Here is a 15,931-nt window from a genome sequence, read left to right as displayed (position 1 = left end):
GCCCGGGCATGGCCGATCTGGCTTGCGAAAGCCGATAGTTATAAGCTAACATCTCTTGCGCGCCCTACCCGCCCGCCGCGAGCGGCCGGAGGGGCGGGCCACGCGCATCGGGAGGGAGCGCACATTGGCATTTGACATCTTTGGTAAGCTGGCCGAGGAGCGCATCAAGGAGGCCGCCGAACGCGGCGATTTCTCCGACCTGCCCGGGCGGGGCCAACCCCTCGAGTTGGAGGACGACTCCAACGTGCCCGAGGAGCTGCGCCTGGCCTACAAGGTGCTCAAGAACGCCGGTTTCACCCCCCCCGAGCTGGAATCCCGCAAAGAGTTGATGCAGGTCGAGGACATGCTGGCCAACGCGCCGGACGAGAAGACCCGTTATCAGGCCCTGAAACGGCTGAACTATTTGACCATGAAGCTGGGCCGCACCCGGCCCGACTCGGGCATCTTCAGCCAGGACGACTACGCCGACCGCGTGGCCGACCGCCTGACCCGGTCCAAGACCTCCAAACCAAAGACGCCCTGATCCACCTCGGAGGAAGCCCGCCCTCATGGACATGAAGCGCGACTATTATGAGGACATCCGTCTGCTGGACAGCGGGCCGCAAGTATTTTGGATGATCGCGCTGCTGGCCGCCCTGGCCGTCTTCCCCTTCCTGGTCGGCTCCTACCACATCTACACCGTCAACCTCATGGCCATAAACGTCATCGTGGCCCTGGGGCTGAACCTGTTGGTGGGCTACACCGGCCAGATCTCCCTGGGCCACGCCGGCTTTTTCGCCATCGGCGCCTACAGCACCCTGGCCCTGATGCAGCACCTGGGCCTGCCCTTTGTGATCGCCCTGCCCGTGGCCGGCCTGATCAGCGCGGGCTTCGGGTTCCTCCTGGGACTGCCCGCGCTCCGGCTGGAGGGCCCCTATCTGGCCATCGCCACCCTGGGCTTCGGCCTGACCATCACCCAGATCCTGGGCCGCCTGGACTTCCTGGGCGGGCACATGGGCTTGCAGTCGCCCAAGCTGTTCATCTTCGGCGGTCTCATCGACTCGGACGCGGGGCGCTACGCGGTGATCATGCCGGTGTGCGTGGCCCTGGCCTGGGGCATGCGCAATCTGGCCAAGACCCGGGTGGGGCGGGCCTTCGTGGCCATCCGCGACTCCGACATCGCCGCCGAGTGCATCGGGGTGAACCTGACCTACTACAAGACCCTGGCCTTCGCGGTCAGCGCCTTTTACACCGGCATCGGCGGCGGGCTCATGGCCTTCGTGCTGGGCTTCATCAGCCCCCACACCTTCAACATCATGGTGAGCATCATGTTCCTGGCCATGGTGGTGGTGGGCGGCCTGGGCTCCATCCTGGGCTCGGTCATGGGCGCCTTGCTCATCACCTGGCTCCAGCAGGAGCTGGCCCGCATCGGCGAGCTGCCCTATCTGGGCCCGGTTCTCACCGAGCTTAGCCAGCAGGTGTTCACCCTGAGCGGGCTGCCCAACGTGCAATACGTGGTGTTCGGCCTGATCATGGTCCTGATCATCATTTTCGAGCCCCTGGGGCTCTACGGCTTCTGGATACGCACCAAGATCTACTGGCGGACCTGGCCCTTCTAGAAAGCGGGTATTGCGGGAAGGTCGTTCGCAAGCGGAGGAGGGACATTGATACAGGCGCCACCGGGCATTAGGCGCCGATCAAATAAGGGACTGTCCGAGTGCAGGCCCGGCACAGCCAGCCGCCGGCAGACAAGGCGACTGGCAAGCGAGGGCCGCAGGCGTAGCTGAAACTACGTCGAGGCCCGAGCGCAGCCAGCAACACCGTATGCCGGTGGCTGGCGCGGCCGGGACCGGGGAGGGGATGAAAATTTGCTAGGCCAGCTCATCACCAGCGGCATCGCCATCGGGGCCACCTATGCCCTCATGGCCCTGGCCATGGTCATCATCTACAAGACCAGCGAAGTCTTGAACTTCGCCCAGGGCGACATGGCCATGCTCAGCGCCTTCGTGGCCTTCATGCTCATGACCAACTACGGCCTGGGCTTTGGGGCTTCCTTTGCCCTGGCCCTGGCCTTCGCCTTCGCCCTGGGCGCTTTCATCGAGTTCGCCTTTTTGCGCCGGGCCAAGGAGCCCAACCTACTGGGCCTGATCATCATCACCCTGGGCCTGGAGATGATGCTCTACGGCATCGCCTCCTGGCGCTGGGGCGCGGACCAGAAGAGCTTCCCTTTCCCGGCCAGCGACTTCGAGGTGCACGAGCTGGGCGGGGGCGTGGTTATCAGCGACTTGAACCTGGTCACCCTGGGGGTGGCCTGCGCCCTGATGATCCTCTTGTTCCTGTTCTTCCGCTACACCAAGGTGGGCGTGGCCATGAAGGCCACCCAGCAGAACGAGCAGGCGGCCCGGCTCATGGGCATCCGGGTGGGGCGCATCATGATGCTCACCTGGGGCATGAGCTCGGTGGTGGGGGCCTGCGCGGCTTTCCTCATCGCCTCCACCGACACCCTGGACCCCAACCTGATGTGGACCCCGCAGCTCAAGGGCTTCTCGGCCGCGGTGCTGGGAGGCATGACTTCCCTGGTGGGCGCGGTCTTGGGCGGGTTCATCCTGGGGGTGGTGGAGAACCTCTTCGGCGGCTACGTGTCCGTGGAGTTCAAGTCGGTGGTGGCCTTCGCGGTCATCGTGCTGATCCTGTGCGTGAAGCCCAGCGGGCTCTTCGCCAAGCATTACGTTCGCAAAGTTTGAGCGGCCGGGGGGTTGCCGGCCGCGACGGCTTTTTTTCAAGGCTAATTTCATGGGAGGAGGGATCATGAAGAAGTTTATGGTATTGGCGCTGGTGATCGCGGCCTTGGCCGTGGCCGGCGCGGCCTGGGCCGGACCGGTGCAGGGCGTAACCGACACCGAGATCCGCATCGGGCAGTGGGGCCCCCAGACCGGCCCGGCCGCCCTGTGGGGCGCGGTGGCCCGGGGCACCGGGGTCTACTTTGACCTGCTTAACGCCGAGGGCGGCATCAACGGCCGCAAGATCAAGTATTACCTGCGCGACGACGGCTACAACCCCAACCGCACCAAGGCCATCGCCAAGGAGCTGTGGGAGCAGGAAAAGATCTGGGGCTTTGCCTGCGGCGTGGGCACCAGCCCGGGCATGGCGGTGATGCCCTACATCATCAAGAACAACATCCCCTGGGTAGGCATGGCCACCGGCAGCCCGCACTGGACCCAGCCGCCCAAGAAGACCATCTTCGGCGTGTATCCCCTGTATCCGGATGAGGCCCAGATTCTCACCGCCTACGCCATCGACACCATGAAGAAGAAGAAGATCGCCTTCTTCTACCAGAACGACGACTACGGCAAGGGCGGCCTGGAGGGATGCCTGCGCGAGCTGAAGAAGCGGGGCATGAAGCTGGCCGCCGACGTTCCGGTGGAGGTGGGCGAGACCGACCTGGCTAGCCACGTGATGAAGCTTAAGAAGTCCGGGGCCGACGCGGTGATCATGTGGGTGTACCCCAAGCACGCCGCCATCATGCTGGGCACCTCGGCCAAGCTGGGCTACCGCCCGCAGTGGATGGCCTGCTCCACCCTGAGCGACGTGGCCCTGATGTTCAAGATCACCAAGGGCCTGTGGAAGGACACCATCTTCGGCAACTTCGCCGAGCTGCCCGACAGCACCAACAAGCTGATGCTCAAGTATCACCGGGCCCAGCAGAAGTACGCCCCCAAGGAGCGCTGGGGCGTGTTCTTCTATGCCGGCTTCGGCTTCGTGGAGCCCATGGTCGAAGGCATCAAGCGCGCGGGCAAGGACCTGAGCGTGGACAACTTCGTCAAGGCCATGGAGACCCTCAAGGACTTCCAGGGCATCATGGGCCCCATCACCTACAGCGCCGAGCGCCGCCAGGGCATCAAGCAGGTGTTCCTGGCCAAGTGCGTGCCCGGCATCGTGATGGTCAAGGGCAAGAAGGTCACCTACGGCAAGGGCAAGCGCCTCTCCGGCTGGCTCAAGATCGACTGATAAACCAAGCTCCGCCCGGAGGCCCCCCGCGGGCTTCCGGGCGGGGCCTCTAGACAGCCGGGAGCTTCATGGCCATCCTGGAGATAGACAACCTGTCCATGGTCTTCGGCGGGATCACCGCCCTGGACCACGTTTCGCTCAGCCTGGAGCAGGGCTCCATCACCGCGGTGATCGGCCCCAACGGCGCGGGCAAGACGACGCTTTTCAACTGCATCACCGGGCTCTACAAGCCCACCGGCGGCGAGGTCCGCTTCAAGGGCCAGCGCATCAACGGCATGAAGCCCTACAAGATCGCCGCCCTGGGCCTGGGACGCACCTTCCAGAACATCGAGCTGTTCAACAAGATGTCCACCATGGACAACCTGCTCCTGGGCCGCCATTTGCACATGCGCGGCGGGGTCTGGAGCGGGAGCACCTTCTTCCGCCGGGGCAGCAAGGCCGCGGCCGAGGAGATAGCCCACCGCCAGAAGGTCGAGGAGATCATCGATTTTCTGGACCTGCAACACGCGCGGGACCGTTTCGTGGGCGGCCTGCCTTACGGCACCCAGAAGGTGGTGGAGCTGGGCCGGGCCCTGGCCACCGAGCCGGACGTGCTGCTTTTGGACGAGCCGGTGGCGGGCATGAACATGGAGGAAAAGCAGGATCTCATGATCTGGCTGGGCGACATCAAGGAGGAGCTGGGCATCACCCTATTGGTGATCGAGCACGACATGCGCCTGGTCATGGAGGTTTCCGACGACGTGATGGTGCTCAACTACGGCGAGCCCATCGCCCACGGCAAGCCCGAAGAGGTGCAGAATCATCCCGAGGTGCTCAAGGCCTACCTGGGCGAAGACTCGGTGGCGGGAGCGGCCTGATGCTGACGGTCAAGAACATCGAGACGCTCTACGGCCTGGTCATGGCCCTGCGCGGGGTTTCCCTGGAGCTGGCCGAAGGCAAGATCACCGCCATTTTGGGCTCCAACGGGGCGGGCAAGTCCACCCTGTGCAAGACCATCATGGGCATGTTGGAGGACCAGCCGGACAAGGGAACCATCTGGCTGGACGACAAGCGCATCGACAAAAAGGACACCGAGGACATCGTGAACCTGGGGCTGGCCTACGTGCCCGAGGGCCGCGAGGTATTCGAGGAGCTGACGGTCCTGGAGAACCTGCAAATGGGGGCCTACACCCGGCGGGGCTCCGAGACCCGGGCCGAGCTGAAGCGGGTCTACGAGTTGTTCCCCCGCCTGGCCGAGCGGGCCAAGCAGCTGGCCGGCCACCTGAGCGGCGGCGAGCAGCAGATGCTGGCCATCGGCCGGGCCCTGATGATGAAGCCGCGCATCATGCTGCTGGATGAGCCTTCGTTGGGCCTGAGCCCGCTGCTGGTCAAAGAGATTTTCGCCACCATCCAGAAGGTGAACCAGGAGGACGGCACCACCATCCTTTTGGTGGAGCAGAACGCGGCCATGGCGTTAAAGGTTTGCGACCACGGCTACGTGATGGAGAACGGCCGTTTCGTCTTGGCCGGTCCGCCCGATGAGCTAATGGCCGACGAGGACGTGCGCGAGTTCTACCTGGGCATTCGCTCCGAGGTGAGCGTAAAGGGTTACCAGCGGTATAAGAGAAAGAAGCGCTGGCGGTAGGCGGCACAGCCAAGGCGGGTTTTGAAAATGGGAATGCAGGGGCGGGGTTGATCCCCGCCCTTTTTGTTTTGGCGCGGCGCTCTTGGGCGGGGATGAACCCCGCCCCTACATTGGCTAGATTTGCTCTCTGGCGTTTGGGCCAGTATTGATGGGGCCTGCTGACGGGCAGAGATTGCCGCGTCGCGGCTGGAAGGCCGCTCCTCGCAATGACAAGTGTCTGTTTGGTGAGCCCACGCGGAGGCGGATACGGGCCTTGGCCCTCTCCTGTCTGTTTTTACAAACTCTCCAAAAACTCCAGCAGGAGCTTGCGCACCCTACCCTCAGGGTCTTCCAGCCAGAGGTCGTGGGGCAGGCCTTTTAGCTCCACATAGCGGGCTCCCAGGGCGTCGGCCAGGCGCTTTTCCCGAGAGGGCGGGATGAAGTAGTCTGCCGTTCCGGCGATGAGCAAGCGGGGCTCCCTGCCGGGTTTGGGGCGGGCCCGGGCCAGGCCCAGGGCCATGTCCAGGCACACTCGGGCGGGCTCGGGCACCAGGCGGGCGCAATGCTCCTCCACGGGCGCGTCGTCCAATCTAGAGAAGAACAGGCGGCGGGCCATTGCCGCGTTGCCGATGGCCAGGGGGCGGCCCAGGAGCACTTGGGTCATGCGCCAGGGGTAGCTGAGCACCAGCTTAAGGAAGGTGCTCCAGGGCAGGCCGGTGTCCGGCAAGGGGGCCAGGAGCACGCCGGGCAAATCCACCACCTCCCAGAGCTTCTGCACTTGCCAGCCGCCCATGGAATGGCCCACCAGCACAGGCCGGTCCAGCGAGGCGGCGGCCCGGCGGCTCAGGTCGGCGTAGTCCTTGATGCTGGTGGCCCAAGGCAGGTCCCAGGGGTCGTCCCCGTGGCCCGGCTGCTCAATGAGGTTCACCCCGTAGCCCGCCTCGGCCACGGCTTCGGCCAGGCCCTCCCACACCCAGGCCCCGCCCCAGGCGCCGTGGATGAACAGCACCTCGCGCTTGGCTTGGCCGGGCGGCGGCCCCAGGCGGGTGAGCGCGGGGGGCAGGGTCTCGAAAGGCCTAGCCACGGTCCCACTCCCTGCCGAAGCGGATCACGCTGGCCACGGCCAGGCAGGCGGTCTCGGCCCGTAGGATGGTGTGGGGCAGGCCGCAGGAGATGAAGCCCGCCGCTTGGGCGGCCTCGGCCTCTTCGGGCGCGAAGCCGCCCTCCGGGCCGATCAGCGCCCAGACCTCGCGGGGCGTGGCGGCCCCGGCAATGGCCTGGGCCAGGGTTGTGCGCTTCTCGCCTTCGTAGAGTAGGAGCTTGAGGGCATCGTCCGGCGCGGCGGCCAGGACCTCGGCCAGGGGCGCGGGCTCGGCAAAGCGGGGGGCGCGGGCCGCGCCGCATTGCTTGAGGGCCTGGCGGGCCAAACGGGACCAGCGCTCCTGCTTGGCGGCCGCGTCCTTGAGCCGGGGCACTGCCCGGGCGCTCTGCACCGGGCGCACCTGGTCGCAGGCCAGCTCGGTTAGCTTGACCGCGATGAGCTCCATGGCCGGGGCCTTGAGCAGGCCGGGGCAGAGCACCAAAAGGGGGGCGGGGGCCGGGGCCTCATCCACCGCCTCGACCATCACCGCGCCGCCGCGCTTGTCCAGGCGGGTTAGCCTGCCGCCAGCGCGGGCGCCCTCCCCGTCGATGAGCTCCACCGCCTCGCCGGGCGCGAGACGCAGCACCTTGCGGGCGTGGGCCGCCTCCTCGGGAGGCAGCTCGGCTTCGCCCGGGGCCAGGGAGCCGGGGGGAACCAGGAAGCGGCGCAAACTCACGTCAGCACCAGGCTGGCCCAACCCGCCAGGGAGTCCTGCTCCACCAGCTCAAGCCCCTGGGCCGCAAAGGTCTCGCGCACCTTGGGGATCTGATCCACCAGCAGGCCGGAAAGCACCAGCTCGCCGCCGGGCTCCAAATGCCGGGCCAGGGGCTCGGCCAGGCCGCAGAGCTCCATGGCGGTGATGTTGGCCAGCACCAGGGGGAAGCGCTCCTCGATCTCGGCCAGGGGGGTGAGGCTGACCTCCATGCCGTGGGTCAGGTGGTTCAGGGCCGCGTTGGCGTGGCAGGCGGCCACGGCCTCGGGGTCCAGGTCTATGCCCACCGCGCGGCCCGCGCCGAACTTGAGCGCGGCCAGGCACAGGATGCCGCTGCCGCAGCCCACGTCCAGCACCCTGCCCGGCAGGGCGGCCTTGTCGGCCAGGCGCTCCAAACGGCGCAGGATTAGCTGGGTGCTTTGGTGCTGGCCGGTGCCGAAGGCCTGGCCCGGATCGATGACCAGGACGACCTGGCCCGGCTCGGGGGAGGCCTCCTCCCAAGGCGGGGCCACGATGAGGCGGCGGGTGACCAGGCGGGGGTGGAAGTAGCGCCTCCAGGCGCCTCCCCAGTCCTCGACGGGCAGGTCCGCGAACTCGACGCTGACCGCGCCGCTCCTGCCGGCCAGCTCCTGGGCGTAGCGCTCCAGCTGGTGGCGCTGGGCCACCAGCTCGGGCCCAGCCTGAAGAAAGGCCCGCACCAAGACCGGCCCGCCCTCCTCGGCCGGGTCGTCCAGGATCACGCCCTGGCCGGTGAGGGAGATCAGGTAGTCGGCCGCGGCCTCGGCGGCCGGGGCGGGGGCGCTCAGGCGAATTTCCAGCCACGCGGCTGGGGGCTGATTGCTTTGCTTTTCCATGGCTCGCCGGTTTGCGCCTCCGTCCATGAGGGGCTAGAATATTTCCTTGCTCAAATATAGTTTACGCCTCGCGGAAAGGACAAGCCCGGTGAACTCGGACAAGTTGACCGAACTTTTGGAACAGGTGGCTTCCGGCGCCATGGCCCCGGCCAGCGCGGTGGAGCGCCTGAAAAAGTTGCCCTACGAGGACCTGGGCTTCGCCAAGGTGGACCATCACCGCGTGCTCCGGCGGGGCTTCCCCGAGGTGATCTACGGCGCGGGCAAGACCCCGGAGCAGATCACGGCCATCGGCCACGCCCTGCGCGGCCAGGGCGCGGCGGTCTTGGTGACCCGGGTGGACCCGGCCAAGGCCGAGGAGGTGTGCGCCGCCTATCCCGAGCTGGAGTACCACCCCGACTGCGCCTGCCTGAGCCTTCTGGCCACCGACCCGCCCCGGCCCGGCAAGGGCGTGGTGGTGGTGATCGCCGCCGGGACCAGCGATCTGCCCGTGGCCAACGAGGCCGCCCTGACCGCCCGGCTCATGGGCTCCACGGTGGAGACGGTCTACGACGTGGGGGTGAGCGGGCTGCACCGCCTGGCCGCCTCGGCCGGAGCCCTGGAGCGGGCCAGCGCCTTCGTGGTGGTGGCGGGCATGGAGGGGGCGCTGCCCAGCGTGGTGGCGGGCATGGTGGACAAGCCGGTGGTGGCGGTGCCCACCAGCGTGGGTTACGGCACCAGCTTCGGCGGGCTGGCCGCGCTGTTGGGCATGCTCAACTCCTGCGCGCCGGGCCTGAGCGTGGTCAACATCGACAACGGCTTTGGCGGGGGCTACCTGGCCGGGCTCATCGACCACCTGGAGTAGCCATGCGAGCGGTGGTTCAGAGAGTAAGCCGCGCCTCGGTGGAGGTGGAGGGCCAGGTCGTGGGCAGCATCGGCCCGGGGCTCATGGTGCTCCTGGGCGTGAGCCAGGAGGACGGGCCCGAGCAGGCCTCCTGGCTGGCCAACAAGATTGCGGGCCTGCGCATCTTCCCCGACGACAACGACAAGCTCAACCTGTCGGTGAGCGACACGGGCGGCGAGGTGCTGGTGGTGAGCCAGTTCACCCTGTGGGGCGACTGCGCCAAGGGACGGCGGCCGTCTTTCGTGCGCGCCGCCGGGGGCGAGGCGGCCGAGCCCCTGTACGAGGCCTTTGTGGCCGAGCTGAACCATCTGGGCCTCACCACCGCCACCGGCGTGTTCGGGGCCATGATGGAGGTGAGCCTGGTAAACTCCGGGCCGGTGACCTTGTTGGTGGACACGGAAAAGAGGTTCTAGTGAGCGACGAGCTACCCGACCTGAACAAGTACATCCCCGAGGGCTGGACTGGCATCTACCCGCCCTGTCAGATACAGGTGAGCCCCGAGGGCCAGATGTCCTCGGCCGGGCGGCCCATGGTGCACCCCACCATCATCAAGCTGATCTACGACTCGGTGCGCCTTGAGGACGGGCACTACGTGGTGACCATCGACGGCAAAAGCTGCGAGCTGGAGGTGGCCGACACCTTCTTCGTGGTGAACCGGGTGGTGTTCCAGGGCGAGGGCGCCACCGTCAGCCTGAACGACGGCAGCAGCGAGGCCCTGGACCCGGCCACCCTACGCATGGGCGACAACGAGATCATCTACTGCACCGTGAAGAACGGCGCTTTTCCGGCGCGCTTTTTGCGCCAGGCCTATTACCAGCTGGCCGAAAAGATCGTGGAAGCGGGCGACGGCTTCGCCCTGGAGCTGGGCGGCAAGAAGTGGGAGCTGGGCAGCGAGGCTTGAGTCGAGCCAAGTTGGGGGGCGGTTCATGGCTGGGAGCGCTGAAAAGCTGACCGGGATCTGCGGTCTCTATTGCGGGGATTGCCCCCATTACCTGGCCCACCGCGTGGGCGACGAGGCCCAGATGCGGGCCTTGAGCCGGGCCGGCGGCCGCCCGGCCGAGGAACTGGCCTGCGACGGCTGCCTCTCCGAGCGGGTGGCCCCGGAATGCCAGGAGTGCAAGCACGGCTTCCGCGGCTGCTCGGCGAGCCACGGCGTCACCTGGTGCTTCCAGTGCGAAGACTTCCCCTGCGCGCGGCTGGAGGCGTTCTCCCGTGAGCACGTGGTCAACGGCGTGTGCCACCACGAGCGGGTGATCGAGGACCTGAATTTTTTGCGGGAGCACGGCCCCGCGGCCTGGGTGGCCGCTCAGGAGAAGCGCAGCGACTGCCCGGAGTGCGGTTGGCGCGGCTATTGGTTCAGCACCGAGTGCGGGGCCTGCGGGGCCAAGATACGCGGCGGAGAAGCATAAAGCGTAGCGCAAGCTTTTGGGCTGCCCCGGCCCCTCGGCTGCCTGGAGCGCCCCACCGGATTTCTCGTTGCCCGGCTCAGAGCCGCGCAACCCCGATAGCATAGCTATCGGGGCCAACAAAACTCATAATTACCAAACGGGATGAGGCGCGGACGGCGGGACGGTTTCTCCCTGCGTCCGAGCAGCTGGCAGGCCGCCGGGTTGGGGCGAAGCGATTAGCCGGACCTCTTGTCGCTCCGCCAAAGCTACGCGACCTCGACAGCGGAGCTGTCGAGGCCACCCAGGAATTCTTTATTTCCAAACTTTTTCTACGGCCAACCGAGCGGAGTGAATGCTCTCCGCCGGCAAGCGGCCGGTTGATCGGCTAACGCTCTCCAGCCACGGCCTGGGCGATGTTGTAGCAATAGTCGCCCACCTTCTCGAAGTTGGCCAGCATGTCCACGAACACCAGGCCCGGGTCCACGGTGCATACCCCGGAGCGCAGACGGCCCAGATAGTCGTCGCGCATCTGGTCGCGCATGAAGTTGATCTCGTCCTCCATGACCTTGGCCGTGTCCATGACCTCGCGGTGACGCTCGCCCGCCGCGGTGGTGACCATCTCCAGGAAGCGGCCCACCTTGTTGCGAATGGTCCTGTAGTCATCCATGCCGCGCTCGGCCAGCTCCAGCTTGTTCTCCAACATCTCTTCGGTAAGTTCGGCCAGGTTTTCGGTGGCGTCGCCCACCCGCTCGAAGTTGTTGACCATGCGCAAGAGCGAGTTCACCTCGCGGCTATCGGACTCAGTGATGGCCCCCTGGCTCACCTGCACCAAAAACTCGGTGATGGAGCGCTGCAGGTTATCCAGGGCTTCCTCGGACTGCTTCCAGCGGGCCAGGTTTTCCAGCTTGCGGTTGAACAGCACGTCGGTCACGTCACGGTACATGACCTGGGCCAGGCGCCCCATGCGCACCGCCTCCTCGCGGGCCTGGGCCAGGGCCACCGAGGGGTTGTCCACGAATTTGAAGTCCAGGTGCACTGGGCGGCCCAGATCCTGTAGGGCCACCTCCGGCTCCTTGCCCGGGGTCAGCTTGATGGAGGCCTTTACCAGGAAGTTCAACAGGAACAGGAACAGGATGCAGTTGACGACGTTGAATATGGTGTGGGCGTTGGCGATGTAGCGCGAGATGTTGGGCTGTTCACCCGACACCATGGCCTCGGCCGGGCCGGTGCCCAGCAGGTGGCTGGTGGACCAGGAAACCACCTCCACGAAGGGATGGAACAGGACCACGATGAACAACACGCCCAGGACATTGAATATGGTATGGGCCATGGCCACACGCCGGGCGTGGATGTTGCTGCCAATGGCCGCCAGCTGGGCGGTGATGGTGGTGCCGATGTTGTCACCCAGGATCAGGGCCACCGATCCCGGCAGGTTCAACAGCCCCTGGCTGGCCAGGGCCATGGTAATGCCCACCGTGGCCGAGGATGACTGCACCAATACGGTGAGCACCGTGCCGGTGAGCACGCAGAGCAGGATGCCCCCGGTGCTGCCCGCGTCGAACTTGGTGAAGAAGGCGATGAACTCGGGATGGGTGCGAAGCGGCTTGAAGCCGTTCTTCATCAGCTCCATGCCGTAGAACAGCAGGCCGAAGCCCAAGATGATCTCGCCGACGTAGCGCCACTTGCGCCGCTTGGCGAAGAACTTGAACCCCACGCCGATGGCCACGCAAGGCAGGGCAATATCGCTGATCTTGAAGGCGATGAGCTGAGCGGTGATGGTGGTGCCTACGTTGGCCCCGATGACTACGCCCACCGCCTGGGTGAGGTTCATGAGGCCGGCGTTGACAAAGCCCACCAGGGTGACGGTGGTCACCGAGGAGGACTGCACTACTGCCGTGACCAGGGCGCCGGTGAGGCAGCCGATGACCCGGCGGTTGCTCACCGCCTCCAAAAAAGTGCGCAGGCGATCGCCAGCCACCTTCTGGAGTCCCTCGGACATGAGCTTCATGCCCAGCAGGAACAGGCCAAGGCCTCCCACGGCCTGGATAATAATTTCAGTGAGATTCACGTTTATGCGGGCAGCCTTGTAATCTGGTTATAACCAGATAATTAGCAGATTTTAACCTTGGCGGCATTCTTATCTGCCAAAAGGCCGTACGTCAACCCCCTAATCCCCTACCAAACCCTAGGCGGTTTTCACGGGATTATCGTCAATGTATTCGGTAGGTTGGAAACATCCCACGCCGGAGCGAGGCTCAGGGGGCCAAACTGGCCCGCACCTGCTGCTCCAATTGGCTCAAGCGGCGGCCCAATTTTTCCTGTTCGGCGTCGGACAAGGGAATCAGGTCGCCGCCTTGATCCGGGCTGCTCACCAGCAGGCGCACCCCCCCGCCGGGGAGGTCCTCGGCGTAGAGCGGGCGGCCGTATTCCAGGGAAAGGCGGTCCAGGGCCAGGGCGCGGGGGTCGTCGATCTCGGGCGTCAGGCCACGGCTGCGGGAGGTCAGGCCGGAGACCACGTCCGCGGTGACCTTGGCCATTACCTGCTGGCGGCGGGCCTCGATGCTTTGCTCCACCGGGCTGGCCAGCTCGTCGTCCGGCGAACTGAAGCGCACGCCCCGGGAGCGTTCCCGGCTAAGGCGCCGGGCGTGCATGCTCAACACCTTGCGCAAGTCTTTGGAATCAATGCTCACCCACGGCTCCCAACCGGACACGAATGGATAACCACACGAAGATTTTATCCCTTTTTCCTCCTAGAAACAATGAAAAGCGCCTTGACCGGACTTCTTGACCCCGGCCCGGCCCGGGCGCTATCCTGAAAGTAAGACGAAGCAAGGCATGTGAGAGCAAGGTTCGAGCACCTGAAATGGAGGTGCGATGTTCTGTCCCCTGGGACGGATTCATCACCCACCCGTCGGCCGAGGGTCCTCCCCGCGGCCATCCCCCAACGCCCGCGCGTACCGGCGCGCCGAGCAGACGGCAGGCCACAGCCTGACCGAGGGAGATTTTTATGCTTGCAGACCGCCAATTGCATGATCTGGCTGCCATTCGCACCACGCCCAACCCAACCCTGAGCCTTTACCTGGCCCTGGACCAGAGCCGCGAGCAACGCTTGTTGGCCCTGGGCGAGCTGGCCCGGAAAAAGGAGCAGCAGCTAACCAGCAACGGATCGGCGGCGGACTGGCCCAAGTTGGCCGAGGATTTGGAAAAGGTGGAGCGCATGGTGGACCAGCTGCCGGCCAGCCCGGGCCGGGGCCTGGCCGTGTTCGCCTGCGCCCCGGCGGGGCTGTTCGAGAGCCTGCACCTGGAGGTGCCGGTGGCCAACCTGATGGAGACCGGCCCCGCGCCCTACATCCGGCCCCTGGCCGCCCTGGCCGGCGACCTGGGGCCCACCCTGGCGGTGATCTTGGACGGCAAGCAGGCCCGCTTCTTCTCCTGCTTCCTGGGCGGGGCCAAGGAGCTGGCCGAGGCCGAGATGAACGGCGAGGAGGCCATCACCCCCGAAGGCGGCGGCCAGGGCCGCATGGGTGACAGCCACGTTTCGCGCAAGGCCGAGCAGGCCCGGACGCGCTATCTGGACAGCGTGGCCGCCAAGGCCCGCGAGCTGATGGATGAGACAGGGGCGGGTCAGATCGTGCTGGGCGGGCTCAAGTCCGCCGCCGACGAGCTGACCGAGCATTTGCACCCCTACCTTAGCGAACGCCTGGCCGGGGTGTTCAGCCTGGACCGGAGCGCGGGCGAGGCGGCGGTGGCCGCCGAGGTGCGCACGGTGTTGCAGGCCTCCCGCCGCCAGCGCCAGGAGGGCCTCTTGGCCAAGCTGGCCGACAACCTGGGGCCCAACGGCCAGGCGGCCACCGGGCTCAACCAGACCCTGGGCGCCTTGTTCGAGGGCAAGGTGCACACCCTGTTCGTGCGGCGCGGCTTCACCGCCGCTGGCGGGGCCTGCCCCTCCTGCGGCCGTCTGCGCCACGTGGCCGGCGACTGCCCCATCTGCAACCAGCCCATGACCCCGGTGAGCGACGTGGTGAACCTGGCCGTGGCCGGGGCCATGCAAGGCGGGGCCCGCCTGGAGCAGATCGACGGCGAATCGCCCCTGGACGGGCTGGGCGGAATCGCCGCCCTGCTGCGCTACGCCTAGACCTTGGCTAAAAACAAGATACCTTCCACGCCGGCCCTCCACGCCCTGAAGGGGGCCGGCGTGGTTTTCACCCCCCGGCCCTACGACTACGTGGAGCACGGCGGCACCGGCGAGGCCGCCCGCCAGCTGGGCGTGGACGAGCACATGGTGGTCAAGACGCTGGTAATGGCCGGGCCGGACGGCGCGCCCTTCCTAGTGCTCATGCACGGGGACAAGGAGGTGAGCACCAAGGCCCTGGCCCGCCAGATCGGCCTGAAGGAAGTGAACCCCTGCTCCGAGCGCGATGCCCAGCGCCACACCGGGTATCAGGTGGGGGGCATCAGCCCCTTTGGCCAGCGCAAGAAGCTGCCGGTGTACGTGGAAAAGGGCATTATGGAGCTGCCCCGTTTGATCATCAACGGCGGCAAGCGGGGGCTTTTGGTGGAGGTAGGCCCCGAGGTGCTGGAGAAGCTCTTGAAGCCGGTCATGGTGGAGGTGGCGCTCTAGGCGCTCCAGCGCATCAGGTGGTTCGCTGGGGCCGCTTCAGAACGGTTTTTAAAAAAGGAAAAGACGGCGGCCAGGCGGCCCCGCCAATGGCCCAAGGCCGAGACGCCGCCGGCGCGCAATCGGCCCGCCTCGGAGCCGCCGAACAGGAGACTGGGGTTAGCCCCGTCTGCCGCTCTCACCTCTTTGGACGACCCGGCATCATCGCCGCCAAGCAGCCCGGGAGCCTGGACCGCACCCGGCAGCTTTTCGCCTTACTCGCCTCTTTCTTTCCCTATCTCTTCTTCTTTTTCCCACCCAAAGCCGGGCGGCGATTCAAGAAGCCTTACGCTCCCGCACCGAGTCCAGCACCTCGCCCAGATAGGCGGCCATCTCGCCCACCAGAGGGGCGCAGCGTGCCCGGCGGGGGTCCTTGGGATCGTAAAATTTTTTGACTGATTCCTCGTCGCGCCAATCCACCCCCACGATGTCGAAGCAGTCCACCCCGCCGCCGGCGCCGACCAGTTCGGCGAAGCGGTCGCCCAGCTTGTGGTCCAGCTCATAGAGCATGGGGTCCAGCTGGTCCTCGGGGGTGCCCCGGCCGTATAGCATCCCCACCACGGCCACCGCCCCGGCCAGGATGCCGCAAACCCCGCCCCGGCGGGCGGGGCCGCCGCCGAAACCGGCCATGGCCTTGATAACCGCCGGGTCGGGTTGGCCGATCTTTTCCTGACCCACGGTCATGAGGGTCTGGCTTCAGGTAAAACGC

18 protein-coding genes are annotated in these 15,931 nt (G+C 66.3%); 12 read left to right on the top strand and 6 right to left on the bottom strand.

Annotation, left to right across the window (positions count from 1 at the left end):
* The first annotated feature begins 124 nt into the window (after nt 1-124).
* The 6 genes from KQH53_15690 (at nt 125) to KQH53_15665 (ending at nt 5,611) form a co-directional block, all read left to right on the top strand.
* The gene (locus KQH53_15690; protein ID MCB2228123.1) at nt 125-523 is read left to right on the top strand and encodes a DUF1992 domain-containing protein; all 399 of its coding nucleotides are present in this window, start codon (nt 125-127) and stop codon (nt 521-523) included.
* 25 nt (nt 524-548) lie between these two features.
* Nucleotides 549-1,598, top strand: coding sequence for a branched-chain amino acid ABC transporter permease (locus KQH53_15685; protein MCB2228122.1), 1,050 nt, complete (start codon nt 549-551; stop codon nt 1,596-1,598).
* 249 nt (nt 1,599-1,847) lie between these two features.
* On the top strand, nt 1,848-2,723 hold the full coding sequence (locus KQH53_15680; protein ID MCB2228121.1) for a branched-chain amino acid ABC transporter permease: 876 nt from the start codon (nt 1,848-1,850) through the stop codon (nt 2,721-2,723).
* A gap of 64 nt (nt 2,724-2,787) precedes the next feature.
* Nucleotides 2,788-3,987: an ABC transporter substrate-binding protein gene (locus KQH53_15675; GenBank protein ID MCB2228120.1), complete on the top strand. Its 1,200-nt coding sequence runs from the start codon at nt 2,788-2,790 to the stop codon at nt 3,985-3,987.
* A 68-nt stretch (nt 3,988-4,055) separates the two neighbouring features.
* The gene (locus tag KQH53_15670) at nt 4,056-4,844 is read left to right on the top strand and encodes an ABC transporter ATP-binding protein (GenBank protein MCB2228119.1); all 789 of its coding nucleotides are present in this window, start codon (nt 4,056-4,058) and stop codon (nt 4,842-4,844) included.
* Nucleotides 4,844-5,611: an ABC transporter ATP-binding protein gene (locus KQH53_15665; protein ID MCB2228118.1), complete on the top strand. Its 768-nt coding sequence runs from the start codon at nt 4,844-4,846 to the stop codon at nt 5,609-5,611. The genes KQH53_15670 and KQH53_15665 overlap by 1 nt, the downstream gene beginning before the upstream one ends.
* 274 nt (nt 5,612-5,885) lie before the next feature.
* Here KQH53_15665 and KQH53_15660 read toward each other — a convergent pair whose 3' ends face one another.
* From KQH53_15660 to KQH53_15650, 3 genes are read right to left on the bottom strand one after another with little or no spacing between them, the layout of a single operon-like run.
* Nucleotides 5,886-6,674, bottom strand: coding sequence for an alpha/beta hydrolase (locus tag KQH53_15660; protein ID MCB2228117.1), 789 nt, complete (start codon nt 6,672-6,674; stop codon nt 5,886-5,888).
* A complete protein-coding gene (locus tag KQH53_15655; protein MCB2228116.1) occupies nt 6,667-7,407 on the bottom strand; it encodes a 16S rRNA (uracil(1498)-N(3))-methyltransferase in 741 nt (246 codons plus the stop codon). Before KQH53_15655 ends, KQH53_15660 begins: the two co-directional genes overlap by 8 nt.
* Nucleotides 7,404-8,297 (bottom strand): 50S ribosomal protein L11 methyltransferase, encoded by an 894-nt coding sequence (locus KQH53_15650; GenBank protein MCB2228115.1) that lies wholly within the window; start codon nt 8,295-8,297, stop codon nt 7,404-7,406. Before KQH53_15650 ends, KQH53_15655 begins: the two co-directional genes overlap by 4 nt.
* Before the next feature lie 88 nt (nt 8,298-8,385).
* On the opposite strand from KQH53_15650, the gene larB reads away from it, so the two are divergent.
* The 4 genes from larB to KQH53_15630 are packed head-to-tail and all read left to right on the top strand — an operon-like array spanning nt 8,386 to nt 10,586.
* Nucleotides 8,386-9,138, top strand: a complete 753-nt coding sequence (larB, locus tag KQH53_15645; GenBank protein MCB2228114.1) for a nickel pincer cofactor biosynthesis protein LarB — start codon at nt 8,386-8,388, stop codon at nt 9,136-9,138.
* A gap of 2 nt (nt 9,139-9,140) precedes the next feature.
* The gene (dtd, locus tag KQH53_15640; GenBank protein MCB2228113.1) at nt 9,141-9,590 is read left to right on the top strand and encodes a D-tyrosyl-tRNA(Tyr) deacylase; all 450 of its coding nucleotides are present in this window, start codon (nt 9,141-9,143) and stop codon (nt 9,588-9,590) included.
* Nucleotides 9,590-10,078, top strand: a complete 489-nt coding sequence (locus KQH53_15635) for a hypothetical protein (protein ID MCB2228112.1) — start codon at nt 9,590-9,592, stop codon at nt 10,076-10,078. The genes dtd and KQH53_15635 overlap by 1 nt, the downstream gene beginning before the upstream one ends.
* Nucleotides 10,079-10,103: 25 nt before the next feature.
* Nucleotides 10,104-10,586, top strand: a complete 483-nt coding sequence (locus KQH53_15630; GenBank protein ID MCB2228111.1) for a DUF3795 domain-containing protein — start codon at nt 10,104-10,106, stop codon at nt 10,584-10,586.
* A gap of 364 nt (nt 10,587-10,950) precedes the next feature.
* Here the strand turns inward: KQH53_15630 and KQH53_15625 are convergent, their stop codons facing one another.
* Nucleotides 10,951-12,573, bottom strand: a complete 1,623-nt coding sequence (locus KQH53_15625) for a Na/Pi cotransporter family protein (GenBank protein ID MCB2228110.1) — start codon at nt 12,571-12,573, stop codon at nt 10,951-10,953.
* Between the two features lie 247 nt (nt 12,574-12,820).
* Nucleotides 12,821-13,255 carry a hypothetical protein gene (locus tag KQH53_15620; GenBank protein MCB2228109.1) on the bottom strand — a complete coding sequence of 145 codons (435 nt, stop codon included), beginning with the start codon at nt 13,253-13,255 and terminating at the stop codon, nt 12,821-12,823.
* Between the two features lie 317 nt (nt 13,256-13,572).
* On the opposite strand from KQH53_15620, the gene KQH53_15615 reads away from it, so the two are divergent.
* Together KQH53_15615 and KQH53_15610 are read left to right on the top strand one after the other, a co-directional pair.
* The gene (locus KQH53_15615) at nt 13,573-14,700 is read left to right on the top strand and encodes a hypothetical protein (GenBank protein MCB2228108.1); all 1,128 of its coding nucleotides are present in this window, start codon (nt 13,573-13,575) and stop codon (nt 14,698-14,700) included.
* A gap of 3 nt (nt 14,701-14,703) precedes the next feature.
* Nucleotides 14,704-15,186 carry an aminoacyl-tRNA deacylase gene (locus KQH53_15610; protein ID MCB2228107.1) on the top strand — a complete coding sequence of 161 codons (483 nt, stop codon included), beginning with the start codon at nt 14,704-14,706 and terminating at the stop codon, nt 15,184-15,186.
* 312 nt (nt 15,187-15,498) lie between these two features.
* Here the strand turns inward: KQH53_15610 and KQH53_15605 are convergent, their stop codons facing one another.
* A complete protein-coding gene (locus tag KQH53_15605) occupies nt 15,499-15,906 on the bottom strand; it encodes a C-GCAxxG-C-C family protein (GenBank protein MCB2228106.1) in 408 nt (135 codons plus the stop codon).
* Nucleotides 15,907-15,931 lie beyond the last annotated feature (25 nt).

Source organism: Desulfarculaceae bacterium, from assembly GCA_020444545.1.
Classification (GTDB): domain Bacteria; phylum Desulfobacterota; class Desulfarculia; order Desulfarculales; family Desulfarculaceae; genus Desulfoferula.
This window is presented reverse-complemented; position numbering and strand designations above follow the sequence as displayed.